The sequence below is a fragment of the Rhizobium sp. Leaf453 genome, from assembly GCF_001425605.1.
Lineage (GTDB): Bacteria > Pseudomonadota > Alphaproteobacteria > Rhizobiales > Rhizobiaceae > Pararhizobium.
Map to the genome: position 1 here is coordinate 275792 of NZ_LMRG01000012.1, position 23394 is coordinate 299185.

Annotated in this window: 20 protein-coding genes and 1 pseudogene; 11 read left to right on the forward strand and 10 right to left on the reverse strand. The window is 61.6% G+C overall.

The window, feature by feature from the left end; translation table 11 throughout:
• Positions 1 to 46: 46 nt before the first annotated feature.
• The gene (locus tag ASG68_RS14840; protein ID WP_062583929.1) at positions 47 to 838 is read right to left on the reverse strand and encodes a creatininase family protein; all 792 of its coding nucleotides are present in this window, start codon (positions 836 to 838) and stop codon (positions 47 to 49) included.
• A gap of 94 nt (positions 839 to 932) precedes the next feature.
• Between ASG68_RS14840 and ASG68_RS14845 the strand changes: the two genes are divergently transcribed.
• The 3 genes from ASG68_RS14845 (at position 933) to ASG68_RS14855 (ending at position 3560) form a co-directional block, all read left to right on the forward strand.
• Positions 933 to 1427, forward strand: coding sequence for a MarR family winged helix-turn-helix transcriptional regulator (locus tag ASG68_RS14845; RefSeq protein ID WP_062583930.1), 495 nt, complete (start codon positions 933 to 935; stop codon positions 1425 to 1427).
• A gap of 103 nt (positions 1428 to 1530) precedes the next feature.
• Positions 1531 to 2559, forward strand: coding sequence for a LacI family DNA-binding transcriptional regulator (locus ASG68_RS14850; protein WP_062583931.1), 1029 nt, complete (start codon positions 1531 to 1533; stop codon positions 2557 to 2559).
• Positions 2560 to 2588: 29 nt separating this feature from the next.
• Positions 2589 to 3560 (forward strand): 2-hydroxyacid dehydrogenase, encoded by a 972-nt coding sequence (locus ASG68_RS14855; RefSeq protein WP_062583932.1) that lies wholly within the window; start codon positions 2589 to 2591, stop codon positions 3558 to 3560.
• Between the two features lie 25 nt (positions 3561 to 3585).
• Here the strand turns inward: ASG68_RS14855 and ASG68_RS14860 are convergent, their stop codons facing one another.
• The gene (locus ASG68_RS14860) at positions 3586 to 4344 is read right to left on the reverse strand and encodes a gamma-glutamyl-gamma-aminobutyrate hydrolase family protein (protein WP_062583933.1); all 759 of its coding nucleotides are present in this window, start codon (positions 4342 to 4344) and stop codon (positions 3586 to 3588) included.
• Positions 4345 to 4771: 427 nt separating this feature from the next.
• Here ASG68_RS14860 and ASG68_RS14865 point away from each other — a divergent pair, with 427 nt between their 5' ends.
• The 3 genes from ASG68_RS14865 (at position 4772) to ASG68_RS14875 (ending at position 8441) form a co-directional block, all read left to right on the forward strand.
• Positions 4772 to 7081: a putative bifunctional diguanylate cyclase/phosphodiesterase gene (locus tag ASG68_RS14865; RefSeq protein WP_062583934.1), complete on the forward strand. Its 2310-nt coding sequence runs from the start codon at positions 4772 to 4774 to the stop codon at positions 7079 to 7081.
• Between the two features lie 164 nt (positions 7082 to 7245).
• On the forward strand, positions 7246 to 8001 hold the full coding sequence (locus ASG68_RS14870) for an N-acyl amino acid synthase FeeM domain-containing protein (protein ID WP_062583935.1): 756 nt from the start codon (positions 7246 to 7248) through the stop codon (positions 7999 to 8001).
• Between the two features lie 215 nt (positions 8002 to 8216).
• Positions 8217 to 8441 (forward strand): aa3-type cytochrome c oxidase subunit IV, encoded by a 225-nt coding sequence (locus ASG68_RS14875; RefSeq protein WP_062583936.1) that lies wholly within the window; start codon positions 8217 to 8219, stop codon positions 8439 to 8441.
• A gap of 224 nt (positions 8442 to 8665) precedes the next feature.
• Here the strand turns inward: ASG68_RS14875 and ASG68_RS14880 are convergent, their stop codons facing one another.
• Both ASG68_RS14880 and rpsU read right to left on the reverse strand, forming a co-directional pair.
• Entirely contained in the window at positions 8666 to 9460 is a 795-nt protein-coding gene (locus ASG68_RS14880; RefSeq protein ID WP_413814021.1) for a tetratricopeptide repeat protein, read from the reverse strand.
• Positions 9461 to 9853: 393 nt separating this feature from the next.
• The gene (rpsU, locus tag ASG68_RS14885; RefSeq protein ID WP_062583938.1) at positions 9854 to 10090 is read right to left on the reverse strand and encodes a 30S ribosomal protein S21; all 237 of its coding nucleotides are present in this window, start codon (positions 10088 to 10090) and stop codon (positions 9854 to 9856) included.
• A gap of 370 nt (positions 10091 to 10460) precedes the next feature.
• Between rpsU and ASG68_RS14890 the strand changes: the two genes are divergently transcribed.
• The 4 genes from ASG68_RS14890 to ASG68_RS14905 are packed head-to-tail and all read left to right on the forward strand — an operon-like array spanning position 10461 to position 15602.
• Positions 10461 to 11714, forward strand: coding sequence for a sarcosine oxidase subunit beta family protein (locus ASG68_RS14890; protein ID WP_062583939.1), 1254 nt, complete (start codon positions 10461 to 10463; stop codon positions 11712 to 11714).
• Positions 11715 to 11726: 12 nt separating this feature from the next.
• Entirely contained in the window at positions 11727 to 12071 is a 345-nt protein-coding gene (locus tag ASG68_RS14895) for a sarcosine oxidase subunit delta (RefSeq protein WP_062583940.1), read from the forward strand.
• Positions 12068 to 15061, forward strand: a complete 2994-nt coding sequence (locus ASG68_RS14900) for a sarcosine oxidase subunit alpha (RefSeq protein WP_062583941.1) — start codon at positions 12068 to 12070, stop codon at positions 15059 to 15061. Before ASG68_RS14895 ends, ASG68_RS14900 begins: the two co-directional genes overlap by 4 nt.
• The gene (locus ASG68_RS14905) at positions 15054 to 15602 is read left to right on the forward strand and encodes a sarcosine oxidase subunit gamma (protein ID WP_062583942.1); all 549 of its coding nucleotides are present in this window, start codon (positions 15054 to 15056) and stop codon (positions 15600 to 15602) included. Before ASG68_RS14900 ends, ASG68_RS14905 begins: the two co-directional genes overlap by 8 nt.
• Before the next feature lie 19 nt (positions 15603 to 15621).
• Here ASG68_RS14905 and ASG68_RS14910 read toward each other — a convergent pair.
• From ASG68_RS14910 to ASG68_RS14930, 5 genes and pseudogenes are all read right to left on the reverse strand, one after another.
• Positions 15622 to 16691: pseudogene (locus tag ASG68_RS14910) on the reverse strand (DUF2332 domain-containing protein).
• Positions 16684 to 17172 carry a MaoC family dehydratase gene (locus ASG68_RS14915; RefSeq protein WP_062583943.1) on the reverse strand — a complete coding sequence of 163 codons (489 nt, stop codon included), beginning with the start codon at positions 17170 to 17172 and terminating at the stop codon, positions 16684 to 16686. The pseudogene ASG68_RS14910 and the gene ASG68_RS14915 overlap by 8 nt, the downstream one beginning before the upstream one ends.
• A gap of 80 nt (positions 17173 to 17252) precedes the next feature.
• Positions 17253 to 19226 carry a glycogen debranching protein GlgX gene (gene glgX / locus ASG68_RS14920; RefSeq protein ID WP_062583944.1) on the reverse strand — a complete coding sequence of 658 codons (1974 nt, stop codon included), beginning with the start codon at positions 19224 to 19226 and terminating at the stop codon, positions 17253 to 17255.
• 1145 nt (positions 19227 to 20371) lie between these two features.
• Entirely contained in the window at positions 20372 to 21337 is a 966-nt protein-coding gene (locus tag ASG68_RS14925; protein WP_062583945.1) for an SDR family NAD(P)-dependent oxidoreductase, read from the reverse strand.
• 41 nt (positions 21338 to 21378) lie between these two features.
• Complete coding sequence (locus tag ASG68_RS14930; RefSeq protein WP_062583946.1) at positions 21379 to 22140, reverse strand: SDR family NAD(P)-dependent oxidoreductase; 762 nt, start codon at positions 22138 to 22140, stop codon at positions 21379 to 21381.
• Between the two features lie 150 nt (positions 22141 to 22290).
• On the opposite strand from ASG68_RS14930, the gene ASG68_RS14935 reads away from it, so the two are divergent.
• The gene (locus ASG68_RS14935; protein WP_062583947.1) at positions 22291 to 22884 is read left to right on the forward strand and encodes a TetR/AcrR family transcriptional regulator; all 594 of its coding nucleotides are present in this window, start codon (positions 22291 to 22293) and stop codon (positions 22882 to 22884) included.
• Positions 22885 to 22894: 10 nt separating this feature from the next.
• On the opposite strand, the gene ASG68_RS14940 is transcribed toward ASG68_RS14935, so the two are convergent.
• Positions 22895 to 23218 carry a YrhB domain-containing protein gene (locus tag ASG68_RS14940; protein WP_062583948.1) on the reverse strand — a complete coding sequence of 108 codons (324 nt, stop codon included), beginning with the start codon at positions 23216 to 23218 and terminating at the stop codon, positions 22895 to 22897.
• Positions 23219 to 23394 lie beyond the last annotated feature (176 nt).

Sequence of the window (23394 nt, forward strand, 5' to 3'; positions counted from 1 at the left end):
CCCGCGCCGAGACCCATACGAATAAAATCACCGGTTTGCTTTTTTCCTAGCGAAGCGTGGCAACATCGAATGCGGCAACATCCTCCAGCAATTCGATAATTCCCGTGACAGCATGGGCGAGCAATGTTTCGCCGCGCTCCGCCGTCGCCGCGGACGCATCGCCTGCGACGCCGGCACTGTTCAGGTCGCTCATCTTCCAGCCGAAGGCATGCGGGCCATAGGCGCGCAGATGCTTGTAGTCTCGGGCAAAATCCGCCTGCCGTGATCCGAAGCGCTCTGCCTTGGTCATGTCGACCTTGGCCGGATCGAGCGCCAGCATCACCGAGGTCTCGATAGCGCCGCCGTGGATATCGATCGCCTTGTCCTCCGGGCTGATCCAGCCCTCCGGCTGCCCGAAGCGGGTCCAGCTCGTCGCGACCGTCAGCATGCCGAACCGCACGCGCGCTTCGGTGGCGACGATGGTGAGCAGCGGTGAATTGCCGCCATGGGCGTTGAGCAAAACGAGCTTGCGGATTCCCTCGTGGTTCAGTTCTTTGGCAATACCCAGCCAGCGCCGGACAGCCTCGTCGAACGCCAGCGAGCGGGTACCCGCAACATCCATGTGCTCGATCGAGTAACCGACCGGTTCCGCCGGCAGAAATGTAACGGGCAGGGCAGGGGGCAATCGGTCGATCAGCCGGGTCACAAGCCCTTCGGCGATCAGCGTGTCCGTATCGAGCGGCAGGTGCGGTCCGTGCTGTTCATGCGCCCCGAGCGGAAGGATGGCGATCCAGTCTCTCCGTGCGGAGGAAGGAAGCGCGGAATCATTGTCTTTCCAACGCGCTGCGGGGAATGTCATGCTCTTGTCAGCCTTTCGGTTGTACTTGCGGACAGGCGGTCATTCGAGTCATACAGGGGACGGAAGGCCGTGCAAGAAATTTGGTGGAGGACCGATGGGAAAGAAGAGCAAGGCCGAAAAGAAAGCCAAGGGCAAAAAGAAGCATGACATCGACGTGCACGCACAGGACCTTGCGTCGGTTCTGGTGCAGGCGGCGCGCTCGATGCGTACGGTCTTGTCGCGCAATCTCCTGGAAAGCGGCCTCTATGCCGGCCAGGACGGCGTGATGCTGGCGCTTGCCGAAACCGATGGCCTCACCGCCGGCGTGCTGGCATTGAAGCTCGGCGTCAAGGCGCCGACCATGACCCGCACCATCGGCCGCATGGAAGCGCAGGGTTTCCTGGAGCGTCGGGCGGATGAGGAAGATGCGCGGCTGACCAAGGTCTATCTCACCGAAGTCGGCCGTGACCGGCTGCAGATCATTTCCGATGCCGGCAAGACGTCGGAGGAGATGGCGACCAAGGGGCTGACGGAAAAGCAGATCAAGACCCTGATGAAGCTGTTGCGCGCTGTCGACGGCAATCTGCAAAGCACCGCTGCCGTCGAATAGAATTGCGAATCCGGCGAATGATTTGCCGATTGCAGCGGTAATTTAAACAGTTTAAAGAGGGTTTAAAAATAGCGGTGTACAGCCGATAAGCTCAGGGGGAAACGTGGCGCAGAAGATCAAGCTCTCCACCATTGCGGAAACGCTTGGTGTGTCCACGGCAACCGTATCCCTGGCCCTGCGCGACAGCCCCCTCGTTGCTGCGATGACGCGCGACAAGATCAAAGAACAGGCCCGGGCGCTCGGTTATATCTACAATCGGCGTGCCGCCAGTCTGCGTACATCCCGATCCGGCATCATCGGCGTCGTCGTGCACGACATCATGAACCCGTTCTACGGCGAAATCCTGAAAGCGATCGAGGCGGAACTCGATCGCGACCGGCAGACTTTCATTCTGTCCAACCACTACGATTCCGTCGAGAAGCAGCGCGCCTTCATCGAGACCCTGCTGCAGTTGGGCGGCGACGGTGTCATCATGTCGCCAGCGATCGGCACGCCGCCGGAAGATATCCAGTTGGCGGAAGACAACGGCATGCCGGCCATCCTGATCGCCCGCTCGATCGAAGGGCTCGATGTGCCGATCTTCAGGGGCGACGACGCCTACGGCATTTCGCTTGCCACCAATCACCTGATCAGCCTCGGCCACCGCGTCATCGCCATGGTCGGCGGCACGGACCAGACCTCTACTGGCCGCGACCGTTATCAGGGCTATGTCACCGCGCTCCGCAAGGCGAATATCGAGGTCGATCCGGACCTGCGCATTCCCGGTCCCCGCTCCATGCAAGGCGGGTTCGAGGCGGCGGTGCATCTCCTGTCATTGCCGCAAAAGCCGACGGCCGTGGTCTGCTGGAACGATCTCGTCGCTATCGGCATGATGAACGGCATCGCCCGCGCCGGCCTCGTGCCCGGCCGCGACGTGTCGGTGACCGGCTATGACGATCTCGAGGAAGCATCGATCGCGACACCGGCCTTGACCACCGTCTGGAACGGCCAGTCGGATGTTGGCCGCAGCGCCGCACGCGCCTTGCTCGACAAGCTCAATGGCAGCCACGAGCCCGACGGTATCCACCTCATCAAGCCCGAAATGCGGATCCGCCAATCGACCGGACCGCTTCGATCCCACACATCCGAATAGCCGGGTCCGATCCCGGAAAGGAGCGAACCATGTCGCACGGCCGCCCCCGCATTCTCGTGCCCGGAAAGATGAGCAAGCGCGTGCTCGAGCGTTTGCCTGAAACCTTCGACCTGATTTTCACCGAAGCTTCCGATCCCTCATTGGTAACGCCGGAAATGGCCTCCGACGTTCAGGGCATTGCCGTCTCGGGCAAGCTTCCGTCCGCCTTTGCGGATGCGTTTCCCAATCTCGAAATCATCGCCAATTTCGGCGTCGGCTATGACGGCATCGATGCTCGCCATGCGGCAAAGCGCGGCGTCGTCGTCACCAACACGCCGGATGTACTGACGGAGGAAGTGGCCGATACGGCGATCGGCCTGCTGCTCAACACGGTGCGCCAGTTGCCGGCAGCGGAGCAATGGCTGCGGCAGGGGCGTTGGGCCAGGGACGGAGCTTTCGCCCTGTCGCCGCTGACCCTGCGCGGACGTACGGTGGGCCTCTACGGTCTCGGCCGGATCGGCCTTGCCATTGCCCGGCGTCTCGAAGCCTTCGGCGTATCGATCGCCTACCATACCCGCACGCCGCGCGAGGGGCTTGCCTATACCCATTACCCGACGCTGAAGGGCATGGCGGAGGCGGTCGATACAATCATCGTCATCGTGCCCGGTACCGAGGCGACCCGGCGGACGGTCAATGCCGATGTGCTGAAGGCGCTGGGACCGAATGGTGTTCTGATCAATGTCGGTCGTGGCACGACTGTTGACGAAACGGCCCTGACGGATGCGCTGTCGAAAGGTGTGATCGCCGCCGCCGGCCTCGATGTGTTCGAAAACGAGCCGCATGTTCCGGAGGCGCTTCTGGCTTTGCCGAACACCTCGCTCTTGCCGCATGTCGGCTCCGCCTCGCAGGCGACGCGCAATGCCATGGCCGATCTGGTTGTCGATAATCTCGTGGCCTGGTTCGACACCGGCGAAGCGTTGACGCCGGTGGAAGAGACGCCCTTCAAGCGGAAGAGCCTCTGACAATATCAGTTCGCCGCTTTGTGGATCAGGCTTTCGCCTTTGAAGCGGCGTAGGCCCGCACCGCGTCGCCAAAGGCCTGAAACAGCGCCGATGACGGGCCATCCTTGCCGACCCAATATTCCGGATGCCACTGCACGCCGACGGCGAAGGCCTTGGCGTCGATGACCGAAACGGCTTCGATCGTGCCGTCTTCCGCGACGGCCTCGACGGCAAGGCGCGGTGCGGCTTTCGAGATTGCCTGCCGATGCAGCGAGTTCACCTGGATTTCGCCGGTGCCGAGCACCGAGGCGAGACAGGTGCCCTCCTTAATCTTCACGCTCTGGCGGATGCCGTAGGCGACATCGAGTTCCGGCACGTCCGGCTTGCGGTGGTCCCAGATGCCGGGCAGGTCCTGGATTTCATTGGCAAGCGTGCCGCCCAGCGCGACGTTCAGTTCCTGGATGCCGCGGCAAATGGCGAGCAGCGGAACGCCACGTTCCAGCGCGCGGCGGATCAGCGGCAGGCTCGTGGCATCGCGGCCGGGATCGAACGGGCCTTCGGCTTCGGTTGCTTCCTTGCCGTAGAGGGAAGGATGAACGTTCGTGCGCGATCCGCTGACGAGGACGCCATCGACACGGTCGAGGATTTCATCGGCATCATTGCCGGTTTCGAGCGCTGGAACAAGAAAGGTCATGACGCCGGAGCCTTCAACGGCAGCGCGGACATATTGATGCGGCGTCGCGTGCCAGACATTGCCGTCGAAAGCTCTGAAATCGGCCGGGATCGCCACCACGGGTTTGGGCATTGCTGGTCTCCAAGGCGGCTCCGCCGCCATCTGCTGAACGGTCATCATCTTTATGGGCTAAGCCATTGCTGCCAGCGACATGGTAAAGTCAACCGGGGCAGAAATGAAACAGCTTTCAAGGGCTTGCGAAATCTGGCCTGTGGACCTTAGGATTGCAGTAACCATGAGCACAGAAAAGGCTGAGTGTGTGTTCTTGAAGAATGATGCAACCGGAATAAAACAAAAAACCAGTTTCCGGTTGAATCTAGGTAGGGTTGTACAAAACGGTTCGTCTTTTGCACGTGCTGCAATATTGGGTTGAAATCTTCCAGTAATGCGGGATTCAGGTCGTCTTGCTCAATATATGAGAGGTTTTTTGCGCCCAAGGCGCGAAATCTTTCGTTAAACCCTCCGGAATAACACTTCGCCAAACCGGAGCAGAGGGTTCATGACTTCACGTGAACAGAGCGCTCTTCCGACCGATGTCTACCGTTCGTTCGTAAGCTCTCTCTACGACTATCGCCAGACGCTGTTGATCGGCATGCTGTCGCATGCTGTAACGTTCCTGCTCATCCTGGCGAAGACCGGTGATGTCTTCTATCTCGGTTGCACCGTTGCGATCGCGCTGATCTGGTTCGTTCGCCAGATCGGCATGCGCCGGTTCGACCGCGTCGATTTCGCGGCCTTGGATGTCAATGGCATCCGTCTGTGGGAGAACCGCTACAATTTCGGCGGGGTCTGCGCGACGATCACGCTGGGCACAGCCTGCGGCTATTCGATTCTTGTCAGTCAGGACGCATTCGCCGAGTTCGCCTGCATTTCCGTGACATTGGCGACGATGGTTTCGCTCGTCGGCCGCAATTATGGCTCGGCGCGCGCCGTTATCATCATGTCGCTGTCCGCTTGCGGGCCGATCATTCTCGGCCTGCTCGGACGCATGGATTTGTTCATGGCGATCCTCGCGGCGCTGATGATCCCGTTTATCCTGACGACCTGGTCGATGGCGAAGGGTGTGCGCGAAACGCTGCACGACAATGTGCTCGCCGCGCGTGAAATCGCCACCATCGCCGAGCGTTTCGATCTTGCGCTCAACAACATGCCGCATGGCCTGTTCATGCTGGATGCCAACAATCGCATCCTGGTTGCCAACAGGCGTGCCTGCGATCTGCTCAATCTCGGCGATCAGGAAAGGCTCAAGGATTGCCATCTGGACGCAGTGCTGCGCTACGGCGTGCGTCATACCTTCCTGGAGCAGGATCAGGCGCGGCAGGTTCTAAAACAGCTCGACCGGCTCATGAAGGGCATCGATTCTCAGGCGCTCATTCCATTTTCCGAGGACCTGTTCCTGGAGTTTTCGGCAAGCCAGCGCGCCAATGGCGGCATCGTCCTGATCTTCGAGGACGTGACGGCACGCGTGCGGGCGGAAAAGAAAATCCTGCAGATGGTCCGGTTCGACACGTTGACCGGCCTTCCTAACAGGGATTATTTCGCGGAACTGGTGGGTAATGCGCTGGCCGAGCGCAAGCCGGCCGGACCGGTTGGTTTCATGGTTCTCGACGTCGCCGAGTTCAAACATGTCAACGATACCCGCGGCCATGTGGTTGGTGACCGATTGCTTTGCGCGATTGCCGAAAGGCTGAAAAAGATCGCTGGCGACAGGGCGATCGCGGCACGACTGATGGGCGACGAATTTGTCCTGCTGTTTTCCCATGAAGCCGGCCGGCGGGAACTCGAAGAGCGCATGCGTTCGCTGCATGCCCAGATGCGCGGTGCCTACGATGCCAGCGGTTTCAGCTTCAATATTTCCATGAGCGCCGGATATGTGATCGCCGACAGCGCCGACTTCCGTCTGGAAGATATGCAGATCAAGGCAGATCTGGCGCTGTTCGAGAGCAAGAGCCGCGACAAGGGAAGCTGCACCGCCTTCGAAGTGGAAATGGACGCAAACTACCTCGATCGGCAGAAACTCAAGGCGGATCTGCGCGAGGCGCTGGAAACCGGCGGCCTCTCCGTCGCCTATCAACCGATGTTCGTGGCCGATGGATCGCGCATCGAATGCTGCGAGGCGCTGGCCCGATGGACGCATCCCGAGCGCGGTCCGGTGTCGCCGATTGTGTTTATCCAACTGGCGGAAGAGATCGGCGTGGTTACGGAGATCACCCGCTTCATGCTGCGTCAGGCCTGCCTCGACTGCCTGACCTGGCCGCAACACATTGCGGTTTCCGTCAATCTCTCCGTTCTCGATCTGCGCAGCAGTGAAATCGTCGCCGTCGTCATGGATACCTTGGCCGAGACTGGGCTTGATCCGGCCCGTCTGCATCTGGAGGTCACGGAAAGCTGCCTGATGGAAGAGGCGGCCAAGGTGCAGACGATCCTGCAGGAATTGCGCGCCCGCGGCGTTACTATCGCCATTGATGATTTCGGGACGGGTTATTCCAGCCTGAGTTATCTTGATGCTCTGCCGCTGGATATCATCAAGATCGACCGTTCCTTCGTCCGCAACATTCGCGAGGACGCCCGTCGTTTCAAGCTGCTGCGCGGCACTGTCAACCTGTCGCGGGAACTCGGGCTCAAGATCGTCATCGAAGGGGTCGAGACGGAAGATCAGCTTGCCTTGATCAACGAGTACAAATGCGCTGATCTGGTGCAGGGCTATGTCTTCGCCGCCCCGGTACCATCACTTGCGATCGAGAGCCTGTCGGACACGCTCTCGAAGAAAGCCCCGGCATCGAAGCGTCGCGGCCGTCGCATTGCCTGACACTTCCGTTCTCTCGTCTGCATCCGGATGCCGCAACCACCTGTTTATTTTAGCGTTAACGATTTGTTAAGGTTAACAAATCCTTTTTGGTTAAATTTCCGTTAAGATGTTGTGAGGGGCCTCACTTTCCTGGATGAATACGCCGTTCACAGGGGTAGTCATTCATGGATGCGCGTACGGCGCCGCAGATCAAGTTTGCGGACAGATTGCTGGAGCTATTGGATCACGTCGAATATCGACGGGTGGAAACGGGCGAGGACATGGAAGATGTCGCGCGCGTCCGGTTCAAGGCCTACAAGATGGCTGATATCCTTCCTTTGTCCGGCAGCATGCTGATCGACGACATCGATTTCGACAGCCATGCATATGTGTTCGGAATCTATTTCGAGGAACGGCTCATCAGTACGGTGCGAGTGCATCATGTCACGCCGGAGCACCGTGTCAGTTCTTCCGGTTCCGTCTTCGGTGCCGAGATCGATCGTTTCCTTGATGCCGGCATGTCGCTGATCGATCCCGTCCGGTTGGCTGCCGATCCGCAGATCCTGAGAGAAATGCCGGCCATTCCCTATCTGACCCTGCGTGTCGCCACCATGGCTTCGGAGCATTTCGATGTCGATCGCTGCCTGTCGCTGGTGAAGCCGCAGCATGCCGCCTTCTACAAACGCATTTTCGACGCGGATACGATCGTCACGCCGCAGAGCAATTGCGGCAGCTACAAGATCGACCTGACACTGCTGGCGGCGCGTGTCCGTGAAATCCGCCCCTGGCTCTACACGCGTTTCCCCTTCTTCGATTCCGAGCCGTTTGAACGGCGGATGATGTTCGGCGGGGTAGGGCCAGCCGATCACTCGCCGCTGACGGTGCTGCCGACGGCGAGGCTGGCATTGACGATGCAGAGCCGGGCGCGTGGGCAGGCCTGAGCCGGTCTGTGCCGCAAAAGCATGCCGACAACCCTTATGTCGCAGTTGCTCGCCTCCGGTTTTCGTTGCGCTTGACTGCTGCTTTGTGTAAGGGCACCTATGTGTGATTGCGGCCGTCCGGCATGCGAATCCGCGCAGGATGGATGAGAGACGATATGCGGTGCTCGCCGCACGGTTGGTTGAGCGCAGTGCCGCGGCATTTGGGAGATATGACGATGGCTGAACATCATTCCGGACCGGCTGAACTTGGCGCGCCGATGGATTATGCCGAGCACGAAAAGACTTATTCCTTTTTCCTGAGCGCCGCGAAGTTCGGCACGCTTTTCTGCGTCGCCCTGCTGATCGCCATGGCTGCCGGCTTCTTCACGGGCGCCGGCTTCTTCACGGCGCTTGTCCTCTTCATTCTCCTCAACGTCGCGGGCTTCGTGCTGCTGCGCTGATTGGTTTTCGCTGACGTGAGGCTCTACCCGGTCTGGTGGCCGGGCGCGGTTTATGCGTGGCGCAATGCACAAACGAAAATGCCCGCTGTTGAGCGGGCATTTTCGTTTGTGGAGATGTGACGATCTGTCCCCGATGGGGTCCCGCGCCGCAAAACCACCGACAAGAAAAAACCCGCTGCGGTCAGCAGCGGGTTCGGTCGATTCCCAAAAGGGTGCTTGGTTTCTCAGGCGCCGCCGGCTTTCACGCGGGCAAGGCCGGCGCGGGCTGGTTCGTACTTCGTGTCGAGCGACAGCGCATGCGAATAGGACTTGGCAGCCTTCACCTTGTCGCCCTTGCGCTCGTAGACCAGCGCCTGGTTGGCCCAGGATTCGGCGATCTTTGCGTTCAGGTTGATGGCGGTGTTGAAATCGGAGAAAGCGTTGTCGTCGTCGTTCTGGGCAACATAGGAAATGCCGCGGCCGTTGTAGGGCTCCGGCGAATTCGGCGACAGCGAAATCGCCGTCGAGAAGTCTTCGATCGCCTGCGCGTGCTGCCGGCGCGCCTGATAGATCAGGCCGCGATTGTGATAGGCGCGTGGGTCTGTCGTATCGAGTTCGATCGCCTTGTTGAAATCGGCAAAGGCCTGATCGAGCTGACCGGCCTGGCGATAGAGATTGCCGCGGCCGATGAAGGCAACGTCGTAGCGCGGGTTCAGTTGCAGCGCCATGTTGTAGTCGTTCTGCGCCGCGCTCTGGTTGCCCATGTTACGCTCGACCAGCGCCCGGTTGGCATAGGCCTGATAGAAGCGCGGATTCAGCTCGATCGCCTTGTTGAAATCGGCAAGCGCCCGGCGGAACTCGCCGGCACGACCGTAAGCGGAACCGCGAACGTTATAGCCTTCCGGATCGCTCGGATTGGCCGCGATGACGGCGGACAGCGAGGCGATGTTTTCTTCCGACCCTTGAGCCCGCTCGACGCGCAGCGTATCGGTCGATGTCTCGCTGGATACGCAGCCCGACAACGTGACCGCGGCGGCAATCGCCAGCAGGGAGGCAAGGGCGAAACCGCGCCGATTGGAACGCTCGGCGTTTGCGCCGGTATGGTCGGAAAAGTCCGCAGTCCTGGCAGTCGATGTCAAGATTGATCCCTCAATTAAGCGAAGCCTCGCGGCATGTCTCGCGCTGCGCAACGGCAGGTCGGACGAGCATGCATAGTTTCTAAGTCGAGGAGCATATCAGGCGCACCACTCAGGTGCCGGCTCCGTGTCCGAAGACAGTGTAGCACGCCATCCGTGCTTCAGGCATGCATCCGGCATCACATCCGGTTGCATCGTGTTTGATACGGATGATCGTCATCCTCTTCAAACAGAAAGAGCGGCGGCGACCATGTCGCCCCCGCCCGAATTATGCGTCCGATACGCTGGAGGCGCGGATCAGCGTGCTGCAGCCGGACGGCCGCCGGTAACGATACCAGCTTCGCGCTGGGCGCGCTTGCGAGCCAGCTTGCGCTGACGGCTGATGGCCTCGGCCTTTTCACGGGCCTTCTTGACGGAGGGCTTTTCGAAAGCCTCGCGCATCCGCATTTCGCGGAAAATGCCTTCGCGCTGCATCTTCTTCTTGAGTGCGCGAAGCGCCTGGTCGACATTGTTGTCGCGGACTAGTACCTGCACGTGAATCCCGTTCCTTTGGTTTCGAGTTATGCCTCAAAAGTCATGCGACGAGGCAATAAAATAAAGTTCGCAGAGCTCGAAAGCTTTACGATTGGGGGTGCCAATAGCAGATGGGTCCTGCAAAGTCCAGCACGAGTTCGCCTCGGCGTCGAAAATTGCCGTCACCGGCTTTCGTTATCCTGCAGCAGGTGACGCCGGGAGTGGCGAATGTCGGAAAATGAACATGTTTGTCCGGCATGTCGCAACTCGTACGAACAGCGCCCAACCGCGTCGCAAAAGAAACGTTGCGGACGGTCGGGATTTGCGATTTCTAACGGCGACCAGAAGAAATTCACCGGCCCTCGGGCAGGATCACGGAGTGTATAGGCGGATGCGCAAATATTCGGTTTTTGCTGTCGCTCGCGAAGCGATGCGCGGCCACAAGGGGTGGGAGGCGCAGTGGACCTCTCCCGAGCCGCGCAAGGAATATGATGTCATCATCATCGGCGCCGGCGGGCACGGTCTCGGCACGGCCTATTATCTTGCCAAGGAACACGGCATCACCAATATCGCCGTGCTCGAAAAGGGCTGGCTGGGAGGCGGCAATACCGGCAGAAACACCACGATCATCCGCTCCAACTATCTCTATGACGAAAGTGCGGGCATTTACGAGCACGCGCTGAAGCTCTGGGATGGTCTCAGCCAGGACCTGAACTACAACGTCATGTATTCGGCGCGCGGCGTGATGATGTTGTCGCACAACATCCATGACCAGCAGGTGTTCAAGCGCCATATCCATGCCAACCGCCTGAACGGCATCGACAATGAATGGCTGACGCCGGAGCAGGCCAAGGAATTCTGCCCGCCGCTCGATATTTCGCGCTCGGCCCGCTACCCGATCAACGGCGCCGCCCTGCAGCGCCGCGGCGGTACGGCCCGTCACGACGCCGTTGCCTGGGGCTATGCCCGTGCGGCGGCCGCCCGGGGTGTCCACATCATCCAGAATTGTGAAGTCACCGGCATCCGCCGCAATCCCGACGGTTCCGTTGCGGGTGTCGATACCAATCGCGGCCAGATCAATGCCAAGAAGGTCGGCGTCGTTGCGGCCGGCCACACGTCGGTGCTGATGGAAATGGCCGGCGTGCGCATGCCGCTGGTCAGCTATCCGCTGCAGGCGCTGGTGTCGGAGCCGGTCAAGCCGATCTTCCCCTGCGTCGTCATGTCGAACACCGTGCACGCCTATATTTCGCAGTCCGACAAGGGCGAACTCGTCATCGGCGCCGGCACGGACCAGTATTCGTCCTACTCACAGACCGGCGGCCTGCAGATCATCACCCACACACTGGATGCGATCTGCGAACTGTTCCCGATCTTCCGCCGGATGAAGATGATGCGCTCCTGGGGCGGCATCGTCGACGTCACGCCGGATCGCTCGCCGATCCTCGCCAAGACGCCGGTTCAGGGCCTGTACGTCAACTGCGGCTGGGGCACCGGCGGCTTCAAGGCAACGCCGGGCTCGGCCAACGTCTTTGCTCACACCATCGCCAACGACGCGCCGCACAAGATCAACGCGCCGTTCACGCTGGAGCGTTTCCGCACCGGCCGCCTGATCGACGAAGCCGCCGCCGCGGCTGTCGCGCACTGAGGGGGAACCACCATGCTACTGATCTATTGCCCCTATTGCGAGGAAGAGCGCTCGGAACTCGAGTTTCGTCATGGCGGCGACGCGCATATTGCGCGTCCGACCAACATGACCGAGATGACCGACGAGGAGTTCGAGGCCTTCTTCTTTTTGCGTGACAACGTCAAGGGCCTGACCTTCGAGCGCTGGCGGCATCTGAACGGCTGTGGCCGTTTCTTCAATGCAGCCCGCGACACCGTCAGCGACAAGTTCCTCACCACCTACAAGGCCGGCCTGCCGCGCCCGGATATCGCCACGCTGCGTCCGGCGGCTTCCGCCCCTGTCGAAACCTATGAAGCCACGGAGTCGGACGCGAAATGAGCGGCGCCAATCGTATTCCCGGTGCAGGCCGTCTCACCCCTGCAAAGACCGCCCGTTTCTTCTTCGACGGCAAGAGCTATGCCGCATTGGAAGGCGACACCGTTGCCTCCGCGCTGCTCGCCAATGGCGTTCACCTCGTCGGCCGCTCGTTCAAGTATCACCGTCCGCGCGGCATCGTGTCGGCTGGTGCGGAAGAGCCGAACGCGCTGATCGGTGTCGAGCGTGATGCATCCCGCAAGCAGCCGAACGTTCGCGCCACCGTGCAGGACGTCTTCGACGGCATGAAGGTCGTGTCGCAGAACCGCTGGCCGTCGCTGTCCTTCGACGTCGGCGCGGTCAACAACCTGCTGTCGCCGTTCTTCGCGGCCGGCTTCTACTACAAGACCTTCATGTGGCCGAAGCAGGCCTGGAAGCATGTCTATGAGCCGCAGATCCGCGCGGCCGCCGGTCTCGGCGTGTCGCCGACCGAAGACGACAGCGACCATTATTCGAGCCGCTACGCCCATTGCGACGTGCTGGTGATCGGTGCCGGTGTTGCCGGTCTGTCGGCAGCGCTTGCCGCTGCCAAGACCGGCGCCCGCGTCATCATCTGCGACGAGCAGCCAGAAGTTGGCGGCGCGCTGCACTATGACAAGAGCGTCACGATCGACGGTCAGGACGGTTATGCCTGGGCGCAATCGACGGCCGCCAATCTGGCGAAGATGGAGAATGTGACCGTCCTGCCGCGCACGACTGCTTTCGGCTATTACGCTCAGAATTTCGTCGGTCTCAACGAGCGCGTCACCGAGCATCTGGCGAAGCCCGACCGCAAGCTGCCGCGCGAGCGTCTCTGGCAGGTGCGCGCCAAGCGCGTCATCATCGCCACCGGCGCCATCGAACGCCATATGGTGTTTTCCAACAATGACCGTCCGGGCATCATGCTCGCATCGGCCGCACGCACTTTCCTCAACCATTTCGGCGTCGCCGTCGGCAAGAAGATCGGCGTCTACACCGCCAATGACTCCGCCTATGAAGCGGCCTTCGACCTGAAGCGCGCCGGCATCACCATCGCCGCGATCGTCGATTGCCGCGAAAAGCCGGGTGACGCGGTTCTCACTGAAGCCCGTTCGCTGGGCATCGAAGTCATGACCGGCCACGCTGTCGTCGATACCGGCGGCAAGCTGCGGGTCGCCTCCATGTCGGTCGCCCGCAACGGCGGCGGTGCCGCCCGCAAGATCGCCATCGACGCGCTCCTGACCTCCGCCGGCTGGACGCCATCGGTGCACATGTTCTCGCAGTCGCGCGGCAAGGTCGCCTATGACAACGAGACGCAGCGCTTCCTGCCCGGCACCTATGCGCAGGACTGCCTTTCTGTCGGTGCCTGCAACGGCACCAACGACCTGCAGGCCACCATCGAGGAATCGCTGGCGGCCGGTGAACTGACGTCGAATGCATCGGGCTTCACCGCGCCTGAAAAGCTCTCGCTGCAGGGGGCGAATGCCTTTGCCTGGACCGGCGGTATGGCAGGCAGCGCCGAAGGCGCCGGTGCCGATACGACGGTCAAGGCCTTCATCGACTTCCAGAACGACGTCTGCGCCAAGGACATTCGTCTGGCCGTTCGCGAAGGCATGCACTCGATCGAGCATATCAAGCGCTTCACCACCAACGGCATGGCGACGGACCAAGGCAAGCTGTCCAACATCCATGGTCTGGCCATCGCCGCCGAGACGCTCGGCCGCGAGATCCCGAAGGTCGGTCTCACCACCTTCCGCGCGCCCTATACGCCGGTGACCTTCGGGACGCTGATCAACCATTCGCGTGGCGACCTGTTCGACCCGACCCGCAAGACGCCGATGCATGCGCTCGAAGAGCAGACAGGCGCCGTGTTCGAGGATGTCGGCCAGTGGAAGCGCGCCTGGTATTATCCGCGTGCCGGCGAGGACATGCATCAGGCCGTCAACCGCGAGTGCAAGACCGTGCGCGACGTTGCCGGCATCTTCGATGCCTCGACGCTCGGCAAGATCGAGGTCGTCGGCCCGGATGCGGCCCAGTTCCTCAACCTGATCTATACCAACAGTTGGGATACGCTGAAGCCCGGCCGCTGCCGCTACGGTATCATGCTGCGCGAGGACGGCTTCGTCTATGACGACGGCGTGGTCGGTCGCATGGCGGAGGATCGCTTCCATGTGACGACGACGACCGGCGGAGCCGCCCGCGTCATGAACCACATGGAAGACTATTTGCAGACCGAGTTCCCGCATCTGAACGTCTGGCTGACCTCGGCCACCGAACAGTGGGCGGTCATCGCGGTGCAGGGTCCGAAGGCACGCGAGATCATCGCGCCGCTGGTGGAAGGCATCGACCTGTCGAACGAAGCCTTCCCGCACATGAGCGTTCGCGAAGGCAAGATTTGCGGCGTGCCGACCCGGCTGTTCCGCATGTCGTTCACCGGTGAAACCGGATTCGAAGTCAACGTTCCCGCCGATTTCGGTCCGGATGTCTGGGCTGCGATTTATGAGCGGACGCAGGCGCTCGGCGGCTGTGCCTACGGCACCGAGGCGATGCACGTGCTGCGCGCCGAGAAGGGCTACATCATCGTCGGTCAGGACACGGACGGCACCGTCACCCCGGACGATGCCTCGCTCGGCTGGGCCGTCGGCAAGAAGAAAACGGACTTTGTCGGTATCCGCGGCCTGCGCCGTCCCGACCTCGTCGCCGAAGGCCGCAAGCAGCTTGTCGGCCTGTTGACCAAGGACCCGAATGTTGTGCTCGAAGAAGGTGCGCAGATCGTCGCCGACCCCAACCAGGCCCTGCCGATGACGATGATCGGGCATGTGACCTCGTCCTACTGGTCGGAAAACTGCGGCCGGTCGATTGCGCTGGCACTCGTTGCCGGCGGCAAGGCGAAGATCGGGCAGACGCTCTATGTGCCGATGCCCGACAAGACGATCGCCGTCGAGGTGAGCGACATGGTCTTTGTTGACAAGGAAGGAGGCCGCATCAATGGCTGATCTGGCAAATCGTACCCTGCCGCTCGCCGGCTTCCATGGCGGCTCCGGCGCCGCATCCCTGTCGGTGGCGAAGCCCGCCACCCGCATCTCGCTGCGCGCCAAGCCGGATGCCGTTTCAGCACTCTCCGGCGCGCTCGGCCTGTCGCTGCCGACAAAGCCGAAGACTTCGGCTTCGGTGAACGGCCGGCATGCGCTCTGGCTCGGCCCGGACGAATGGCTCGTCATCGACGAGACCGAAGGCGACCTGATGTCGGCCGTTGCCGGCAGCGGCGTGCTGCATTCGGCGACCGACATTTCCCACCGCAACACCGCAATCGTCGTCAAGGGTCGCGGCGCCGAAGTGGCTGTTAACGGCGGCTGCCCGCAGGACCTTTCGCTGACCGCCTTCCCGGTCGGCGCCTGCTCGCGCACCGTGCTGGCCAAGGCGGAAGTGGTGCTGCTGCGCACGGCGGAAGACGCCTTCCGCGTCGAGTGCTGGCGCTCGTTTGCGCCGTATGTCTCGGGGCTGCTGAACGAGGCGGCGGAAGACGCGGGGAATTGACATCATTCCACGCCCGGCCTCAATGAAGGCCGGGCCAGCCAATCCATTCTATCCAGCGGCCGTGAAAATCGGCGCGGCCGATCAAGTGTTTTTCGCCGGACGGCCATGTCTGCAGCGTCAACGCCGCACTGTGCTTCTGATCGTCAGCCTCCATCGTGCCAGCGGCGCGTTCGAGGTTGCGCGCTCACCAGCAGCTACGATCAGAGCTTCGCCTTTTTCCTGCAACGGCTTTGGAAGATATTGCCAGGCGATTGTATGATAGATCACGTGCGCATGGCCCTCATGAACAGGCCCGAGCCGCTGTTGCAACCAGTCTACCGCATCTGCCTTTTCGACAACCTGGCGGTTTGCAGCCGCGATTGACAGCGCAAAGCGGGTGCGCTCCAGCCTGTCCTGCTGGTCGGCCCAGATATAGGACAAAAGCCGCAGGACGTCATCGTCGCGGGCAGGGTTCAAAGGATTGAGATCGCAACCGGCACGGCTTTCGACATGAACGAGGACCTTGGGTGGTGGTGGCCCACACCACTCCGGCGCGATCAGCACCGGTGAGGGCTGCATGATCCAAGTCCTGTCGCCCAGCCTGTAGTCGTAGCGATCCCATTGCAGATTGAGCCCGGCGCTCGCGCCGACTTCGGAGAGGATCAGAGGCTTCCGAAGCAGGCTGGAAATCGTCAGAAAGCTAGGCAGAAGTGCCGCCGAACGGCGCACCTCATTGGTTTGGGGGGCCGACTTCAACCGATCGAGAATGAAGGTGGAATGTGTTTCGAAAGCGTTTTCCACCGCAGCCCAGAGATTGTTGTCATTTGCTGTCACATGCGGCGGGTAGACAGCGGCCAGATCACGGTCGTTGCCGGACAGCACAAGCGCATGCAGGGCACCCGCAAGACGGAGTGGCACGGAGTCGCCGCCGGGCGAAGGATCGCCACCCCACGACAGGATTGTCTTGCCGACGAAATCCGATGCGGTCAACCGTTCGCCCGCAAGTGTGCAGAGCCTTGCGGTAAACGGCGAGCCGAGGCCACGGCAGGCGCTGGCCTGCGTCTCGAAAGCGAGGCGGACGGTCTCTTGTGTCGCAGGTTGATCACGCATCCTCCGGCCGGTCCTTCGGGTCGAACTGGATGATGGTCAGCCAGTTGGCGGTCAGCGCGGGTTTGCGTTCGCCTTCGATATCGACTGTGACGTCGTAGGTGACCATCAGCATGCCGGCGCCGCGGAAGCGGGCTTCGGCCATGGTGAAGCGGCCGCGCACCTTGGCGCCGCTCTTCACCGGCGTCATGAAGCGGACCTTGTCGAAGCCGTAATTGATGCCCATCGTCTGTTCGCGGACACGGGGCAGGCAGTTGTAGTTCATCGCAGAGAGCAGCGAGAGCGACAGAAATCCATGGGCGATGGTGCCGCCGAACGGGGTCTCGGCGGCGGCGCGCACCGGGTCGGTGTGGATGAACTGGTGGTCGTCGGTGGCATCGGCGAAACCGTCGATGACCTTTTGCGTCACCGTGATCCAGTCGGAAATCCCGATTTCCTTGCCGACCAGATCCTTGACGTCAGACAGTGAAATTTCCTGCGGCATTGTCTTTCCCGATCAAAAATATCCCCCCGCTCTCTATAGGCCGATCTTGCGACGAACGGCAAACAGGCTGGCGGGTTGGTTCATGAAATTTCAACGTGGAAGCCGACGCTGCGGGCGGCGACCATGCTGACGCCGGCGCTGGCAGAGGGTAGCAGGCTCTGCCAGCCCATTCCCTGCTGCGTGGGCAGATGGAACGGGTGCGGTGCGTGGCTGCGGTTGATGACGACGGCGAGCCTTGTGCTTCTGTTCTGGACCGCATCACCGGTGGTCAGCAGCATGATCAGATTGTCGGTTGACGGGCTTTCCCAGTCGCCCGTTGTCATCGGCTGGCCATCGAGCCGTAGCCATTGGACGTCTCCGTTGCCGGTGAAGAAGGCGGTCTCGCGGAAGACATCGAAGCGCGCGCGGATCTGGCTGAGCAGCGCGGTATGGGCGATCAGGGTGGGGTCGAGCGCCCGCCAGTCGACCCAGGTGATTGCGTTGTCCTGGCAATAGGCATTGTTGTTGCCGCGCTGGCTGCGCCCGGCCTCGTCGCCGGCGGTCAGCATGACCGTACCGCGGGTGGCAAACAGGGTCGAGAGCAGGGCCATGACGTCTCGCCTGCGGAAGGCCTGGACTTCCGGATCGTCCGTCGCGCCTTCCACGCCGTTGTTCCAGGACTGGTTGTCACTGTGGCCGTCGCGATTGTCCTCGCCATTCGCCTCATTGTGCTTGCCGGCATAGGAGACGAGGTCCATCAGCGTGAAGCCGTCATGGGCGGCGATGAAGTTGACGCTGCGGGTCTGCTCGCCCCCATGGCGGGAAAAGATGTTTGATGAACCGGCCAGCGCCGTTGCGAGATCGCCGACGATATGGCGATCGCCCCGCCAGACACGGCGCAGGTCATCGCGGGCGCGGTCGTTCCATTCGAGGAAGGGGGCGGGGAAGTTGCCGAGCTGGTAACCGCCCGGGCCGATATCCCAGGGTTCAGCGATTAGCACGCGGTCTTTCAGCACCGGATCGGCCAGCATTTCCGTCAGCAGCGCGGCATCGTTGCGGAAACCATTCCTGTCGCGGCCGAGGATGGAGCCGAGATCGAAGCGGAATCCATCGATGCCGGCGGCGCGCACGAAATGCCGGAGACTGTCGAGGATCAACTGGCGGACCACGGGATGATCGCAGGCGATGGTGTTGCCGGTGCCGGTGTCGTTGATCAGCTCGCCGGGACGGCCGGTCGCGTGGCGGTAATAGGTGTGGTTGTCGAGGCCGCGCATCGAGAGCGTTGCGCCAAGCCTGTCGCTTTCGCCGGAATGGTTGAAGACGAGATCGAGAATAGTGCCGATGCCCGCGTCATGCAGCGCTGTCACGGTGTCCCTGAGTTCGGCGACGCCACCAGGAACGAGGCGCGGATCGAGCGCCATGAAGGCGATGGGATTATAGCCCCAGCCATTGGTCAGTCCGAGCGGTGGCAAGTGGCGCTCGTCGATCCAGGCGGTGATCGGCATCAGCTCGACCGCCGAAACGCCGATCTGCTTGAGGTGGGCAATGATGGAGGGGTGAGCAAGCGCGCCGAGGGTGCCGCGCACGCTGTCCGGAATATCCGGATGCAGCATGGTGAAGGGGCGCACCGCGATTTCGTAGATCAGGCCGCCGGTCTTGACCTGCGGCGGTTGCGGCGGCACGGACGGATGGACGCGGACGATCGCCTTTGGCACGAGATCGGCGGTGTCGTCGCCGAACAGGGACAGGCGGGGATCATGGCGGAAGGGGCGGTCGAGTTCGGTTGCATAGGGATCGACCAGCAGCTTGGCCGGATCGAACCACAGGCCATCATCGGGGGCATAGGTTCCCCAGGCGCGAAAGCCGTATCGCGTCCCGACCGGCGCATCCGCGACCAACAGACTGTGAACGCCATCCTCGCCCCGCTGCATCGGCAGCCGTCGCAATTCACGCTCGCCGGTCTCGTCGAACAGGCAAAGCTCGATGCCGGAGGCGGCGCCCGACCAGACGGCGAAGGTCGTGCCATCTGGGCCGGGCACGGCGCCAAGGGGGGGGGAGACGTTTGCTTGGCTCATGGGATCACCTTGGGAGGAGGAGGTGGGCGGGACGTGCTTCGTATCGGATTGGTTTGACAGTGATTTGTCTCTGCTTTGGGGGATGTTGCAAGGGGTAAATGCATCTCTCCTTGAGTGGCAGACATGGATCCCTCAAAGTCCCCTCCCCACAAGGGGGAGGGGCTTAAACTGCCGCTCTGTCCGTTTTCTGGACCGCGAGTTCGGCGGCTGGGTCTCTCCCCCCTTGTGGGGGAGATGGCCAGCAGGCCAGAGGGGGGCTCCACATGGGTAGCCTTGCCCTCAAAGGATGGATTGCAACACCATCACCCACGCCCGGAAGTCCGTCGTGGTTTGGTCAAGTCCATTCTCCTTGGCCGGGGCGTTGGAAAGTGCCGCTGACGAAGTAATTATATATGACGCCTTCCAGCGCCCCGTTCAGTGTTGGTCGACGGGCAACTCCGGTTTCTCTGCCAGAACGGCACCCCTTTCGGGGGACCACCAGGGTCTGGCGGNGTATATGACGCCTTCCAGCGCCCCGTTCAGTGTTGGTCGACGGGCAACTCCGGTTTCTCTGCCAGAACGGCACCCCTTTCGGGGGACCACCAGGGTCTGGCGGCATTTGCGCCACCATCCGGTCTGTTGTGTGCCTCACAGGCACGCCCCGATCCTGTTTCAAACGGGAGGGAAACCACTTTCTGCCAATCCACCGGACAAGGGCTTACGTCTGTCCCCCATCCGGNGGTCTGTTGTGTGCCTCACAGGCACGCCCCGATCCTGTTTCAAACGGGAGGGAAACCACTTTCTGCCAATCCACCGGACAAGGGCTTACGTCTGTCCCCCACCCGGCACCGGCCCCACCTCACTGCCACGCCTGGCAGCTCTCCCACTGGGGGAGAGGTAAAATTGCCGTACCTTCGTGGCTCAAGGCCATCCCCGGTTTGGCAGGGAGTTGGCTGAGGGTTGGCCTCTCCCCTTGTGGGAGAGGAAGAAAAATCGGCTCTTGGCTTCAGCCAAGTGCCAGATTTTTCAGGTGAGGGGATCGTTTCTTTTCTGGAAGCCGTCCGTGCGTCCATGCCGACCCCCTCTCTTGCAATTTCTAACACTTAGCTGAAGCTAAGAGTTGAAATTGCTTTCTCCCCCACCGAGGGGGAGATAAGGCCACCTTGTCAGGCAGCCCCGAGCATCTGCTCGCTTTTCGCCCACAACTGCTTCGCCCTGTCGGCATCGAGCGCGTAGCAACGGACGCCGTCGGCGAAGGGGTTTTGCGTGTCGTTGATCTCGGCGACGGCACAGTCTTCGAGATATTTGCCGCCGATAACGTCCGCGTTCGCAACGACGGCGGCCCAGACGGAGGTTGCGGCGGCCTGGGCAATATCCTTCAGTTCCGCTGGCGGCAGGCCGGCCTCAGCGCGGGCCTTGCCGACGGTTTCGAACAGGCCTTGCAGATCTTCCTGCGCCAGATGGCGGGGAAGAGCCGTAAGGCTGTTGCCGGGCATGACGGAGGCGGCGCGCACGCCGCGACCGCGATGCCGGCGGTCGAACTCGACGGCGAAGAGGGCATTGGCCGTCTTCGAGCGGCCATAGGCCACCCAGGGATCATAGGCCTGCTGCTCGAAATTGGGGTCGCCCAGATCGACATCGGCGACGCGATGCGCCTGCGATGCCAGGACAATCAGGCGTCCGTTGTCGGCGATGAGCGGCTCGATCCGGTTCACAAGCGCGAAATGGCCGAGATGGTTGGTTCCGAACTGGGTTTCGAAACCATCCTCCGTCTTGCCGAACGGGGTCGCCATGACGCCGGCATTGGCAATGACGGCATCGAACCGGCGGCCATCGGCCAGCAGCCTGTCGGCACTGGCGTGGACGCTTTTGAGGGATGCCAGATCGAGCGCGATCAGGTCGAAGCTGCCGCCACCATCCCAGGCAGCGGCGCGCACTTGTGCGGTGGTTTCTTCGGCTTTGGCAGGATCGCGTACGGCGCCGATGACGCTGGCGCCGTGGGCTACCAGCGCGCGGGCGGTTTCGAGCCCGATGCCCGATGCCGCTCCTGTGACGAGGAAGCGTTTTCCCCGGAGATCGACGCTGTCAAGCACATCGTCGGCGGTGGATTCCGCACCAAATCCTTGGGTCATGTCTTTTCCTGTCATTGCCTGCGGGATCGCGGTGTTCACGCTCAGATGCCCAGCCCGCCGGCGATGTTGATGGCTTCGCCGTTGATGTAGCCGGCATGCGGACCGGCAAGGAACGAGATGGTTTCGGCCACTTCCTCAAGCGTCGCGATGCGGCGGATCGGGTGCATGTCGAGGATGGCGTCGCGGTTCGGCAGTTCGCCGGAGACTTCGGCAGCCATGTCCGTCGGCATGATGCCCGGCTGGACGATGTTGACGGTGATGTTGCGCGGTCCGAGATCGCGGGCGATGCCCTTGGCATAGCCGGCCAGCGCCCATTTCGTGCCGGTGTAGTCGGCGACGCCGGGGAAGGGGACGTAGGAGCCGAGCAAAGAGCCGACGAAGATGATCCGGCCGCCATCCGTCAGCTTCGGGGCTGCGGCGCGCGTGTTGGCGATCGAGCCGAGGACGTTGACCTGCCACTGGCGGTTATAGGCCTCGTGATCGAGATTGGGATCATCCACCAGATGTCCCTGGATGGCGATGCCGGCATTGTTGACGAGGATATCGAGCTTGCCGAATTCGGCGATGACTTTGTCGATCAGCGGCTTGGCGGTGGAAAGGTCGGCTTGGTCGCTCTTGATGGCGATGGCGCGAACGCCCTTGGCCTTCAGCGACTTCACGACCGCGTCCGCCTTTTCGGCAGAAGCTGCGTAGCTGATTGCCACATCGGCGCCGTGGGCGGCGAGTGCGTGCGCGGTGGCAGCACCCAAGCCGCGCGAACCGCCGGTGACGAGGGCGACCTTGCCCTTGAGCATATCTGACATGGGATTTTCCTTTCAAAAACGTGCGCAATCCGCCGGTTTTGGCGGACGTCAATTTTGTAACGATCGTTACTGTAACGAACGTTATGAATATGGACATTTGCTGTCAAGTGGTTTAATAACGGTCGTTATGAAAAATTTCGGAGCAAGCTGATGGGACGCCATCGTGAATTCGACGTGGAAAAAGCACTCGACGGAGTGCTCTGCGTGTTCTGGCGCAAGGGCTATGAGGGCACGTCCTATGCCGACCTGACGGAGGCGGCCGGCGTCGAGCGGCCGGCGCTCTATTCCGCCTTTGGCAACAAGGAAGCCTTGTTCCGCAAGGCCCTTGCCCGCTATTACGAGCGGCATCTGCATTATCTGCCGGAGGCGCTGGAAATGTCGGTGGCGCGCGATGTCGTCGCGCATATCCTGACCAACGCCGTCGATCTCAACACGCGGTTTCCCGAACATACGGGTTGTTTCATCATCAACGGCGTGCTGGCGGGATCGGACGATGCGGAATCAATACGCCAGGCCCTAATCGAGGCGCGGGCGGAAGCCGAGATGCAGCTTCGTGAGCGGCTTGAGCGGGCCAAGGCCGAGGGTGACTTGGACGAGACCGCCAGCCCTGCGACGCTTGCCGCTTTCGTGCTCGCCGTGACGCATGGCATCGCGGTTCAGGCGAAGGCGGGCTTCAGCCGCGAGACGCTGACGGCGGTCGCCGAGCAGGCGCTGTCGACCTGGCCGGTGGGGAAGGCGGGTTGATTATGGCGGGTCAGGACCAGATTGGTTGCTCGGGCTTCCTGTAAATCTGCCCGGGTGGGAGGGTGGATTCGAATTCCTTCAGGTAGAAGGCTGTATCGCGCGCCATCCCGAAGACCTTGATTTCTCCGCTGTCACGGTCGATCAGAAACGGAGAATTTCCGATCAGTGCGCTGGAAAAGTCGTCGGGATCGCGCAGATGGGCGCTGGATTGATAGAAGAAAACCCATCCATACGGCTTGGCAATCGCCGCGTCTCGAATGAGCTCGACTTCCTTACCGCAGGTCACTTCAACCCATGTCTCAGCCAGCCGGCGCGCTTTTGAAAATGTCAGCATGTTACTTCACCTTGCCGGCTTTTCAGGTTACCCGAGACGTTCCTTGTTACCATCCGTCCTATACTCCTGTGCTCGTTACAGGAAATCAGACAGTTCAAATTCCTGATTTCAAAGAGTCTTTTGACCCAACAGGCGCCGGGTCGATGGATCCTCGGGTCGAGCCCGAGGATGACGGA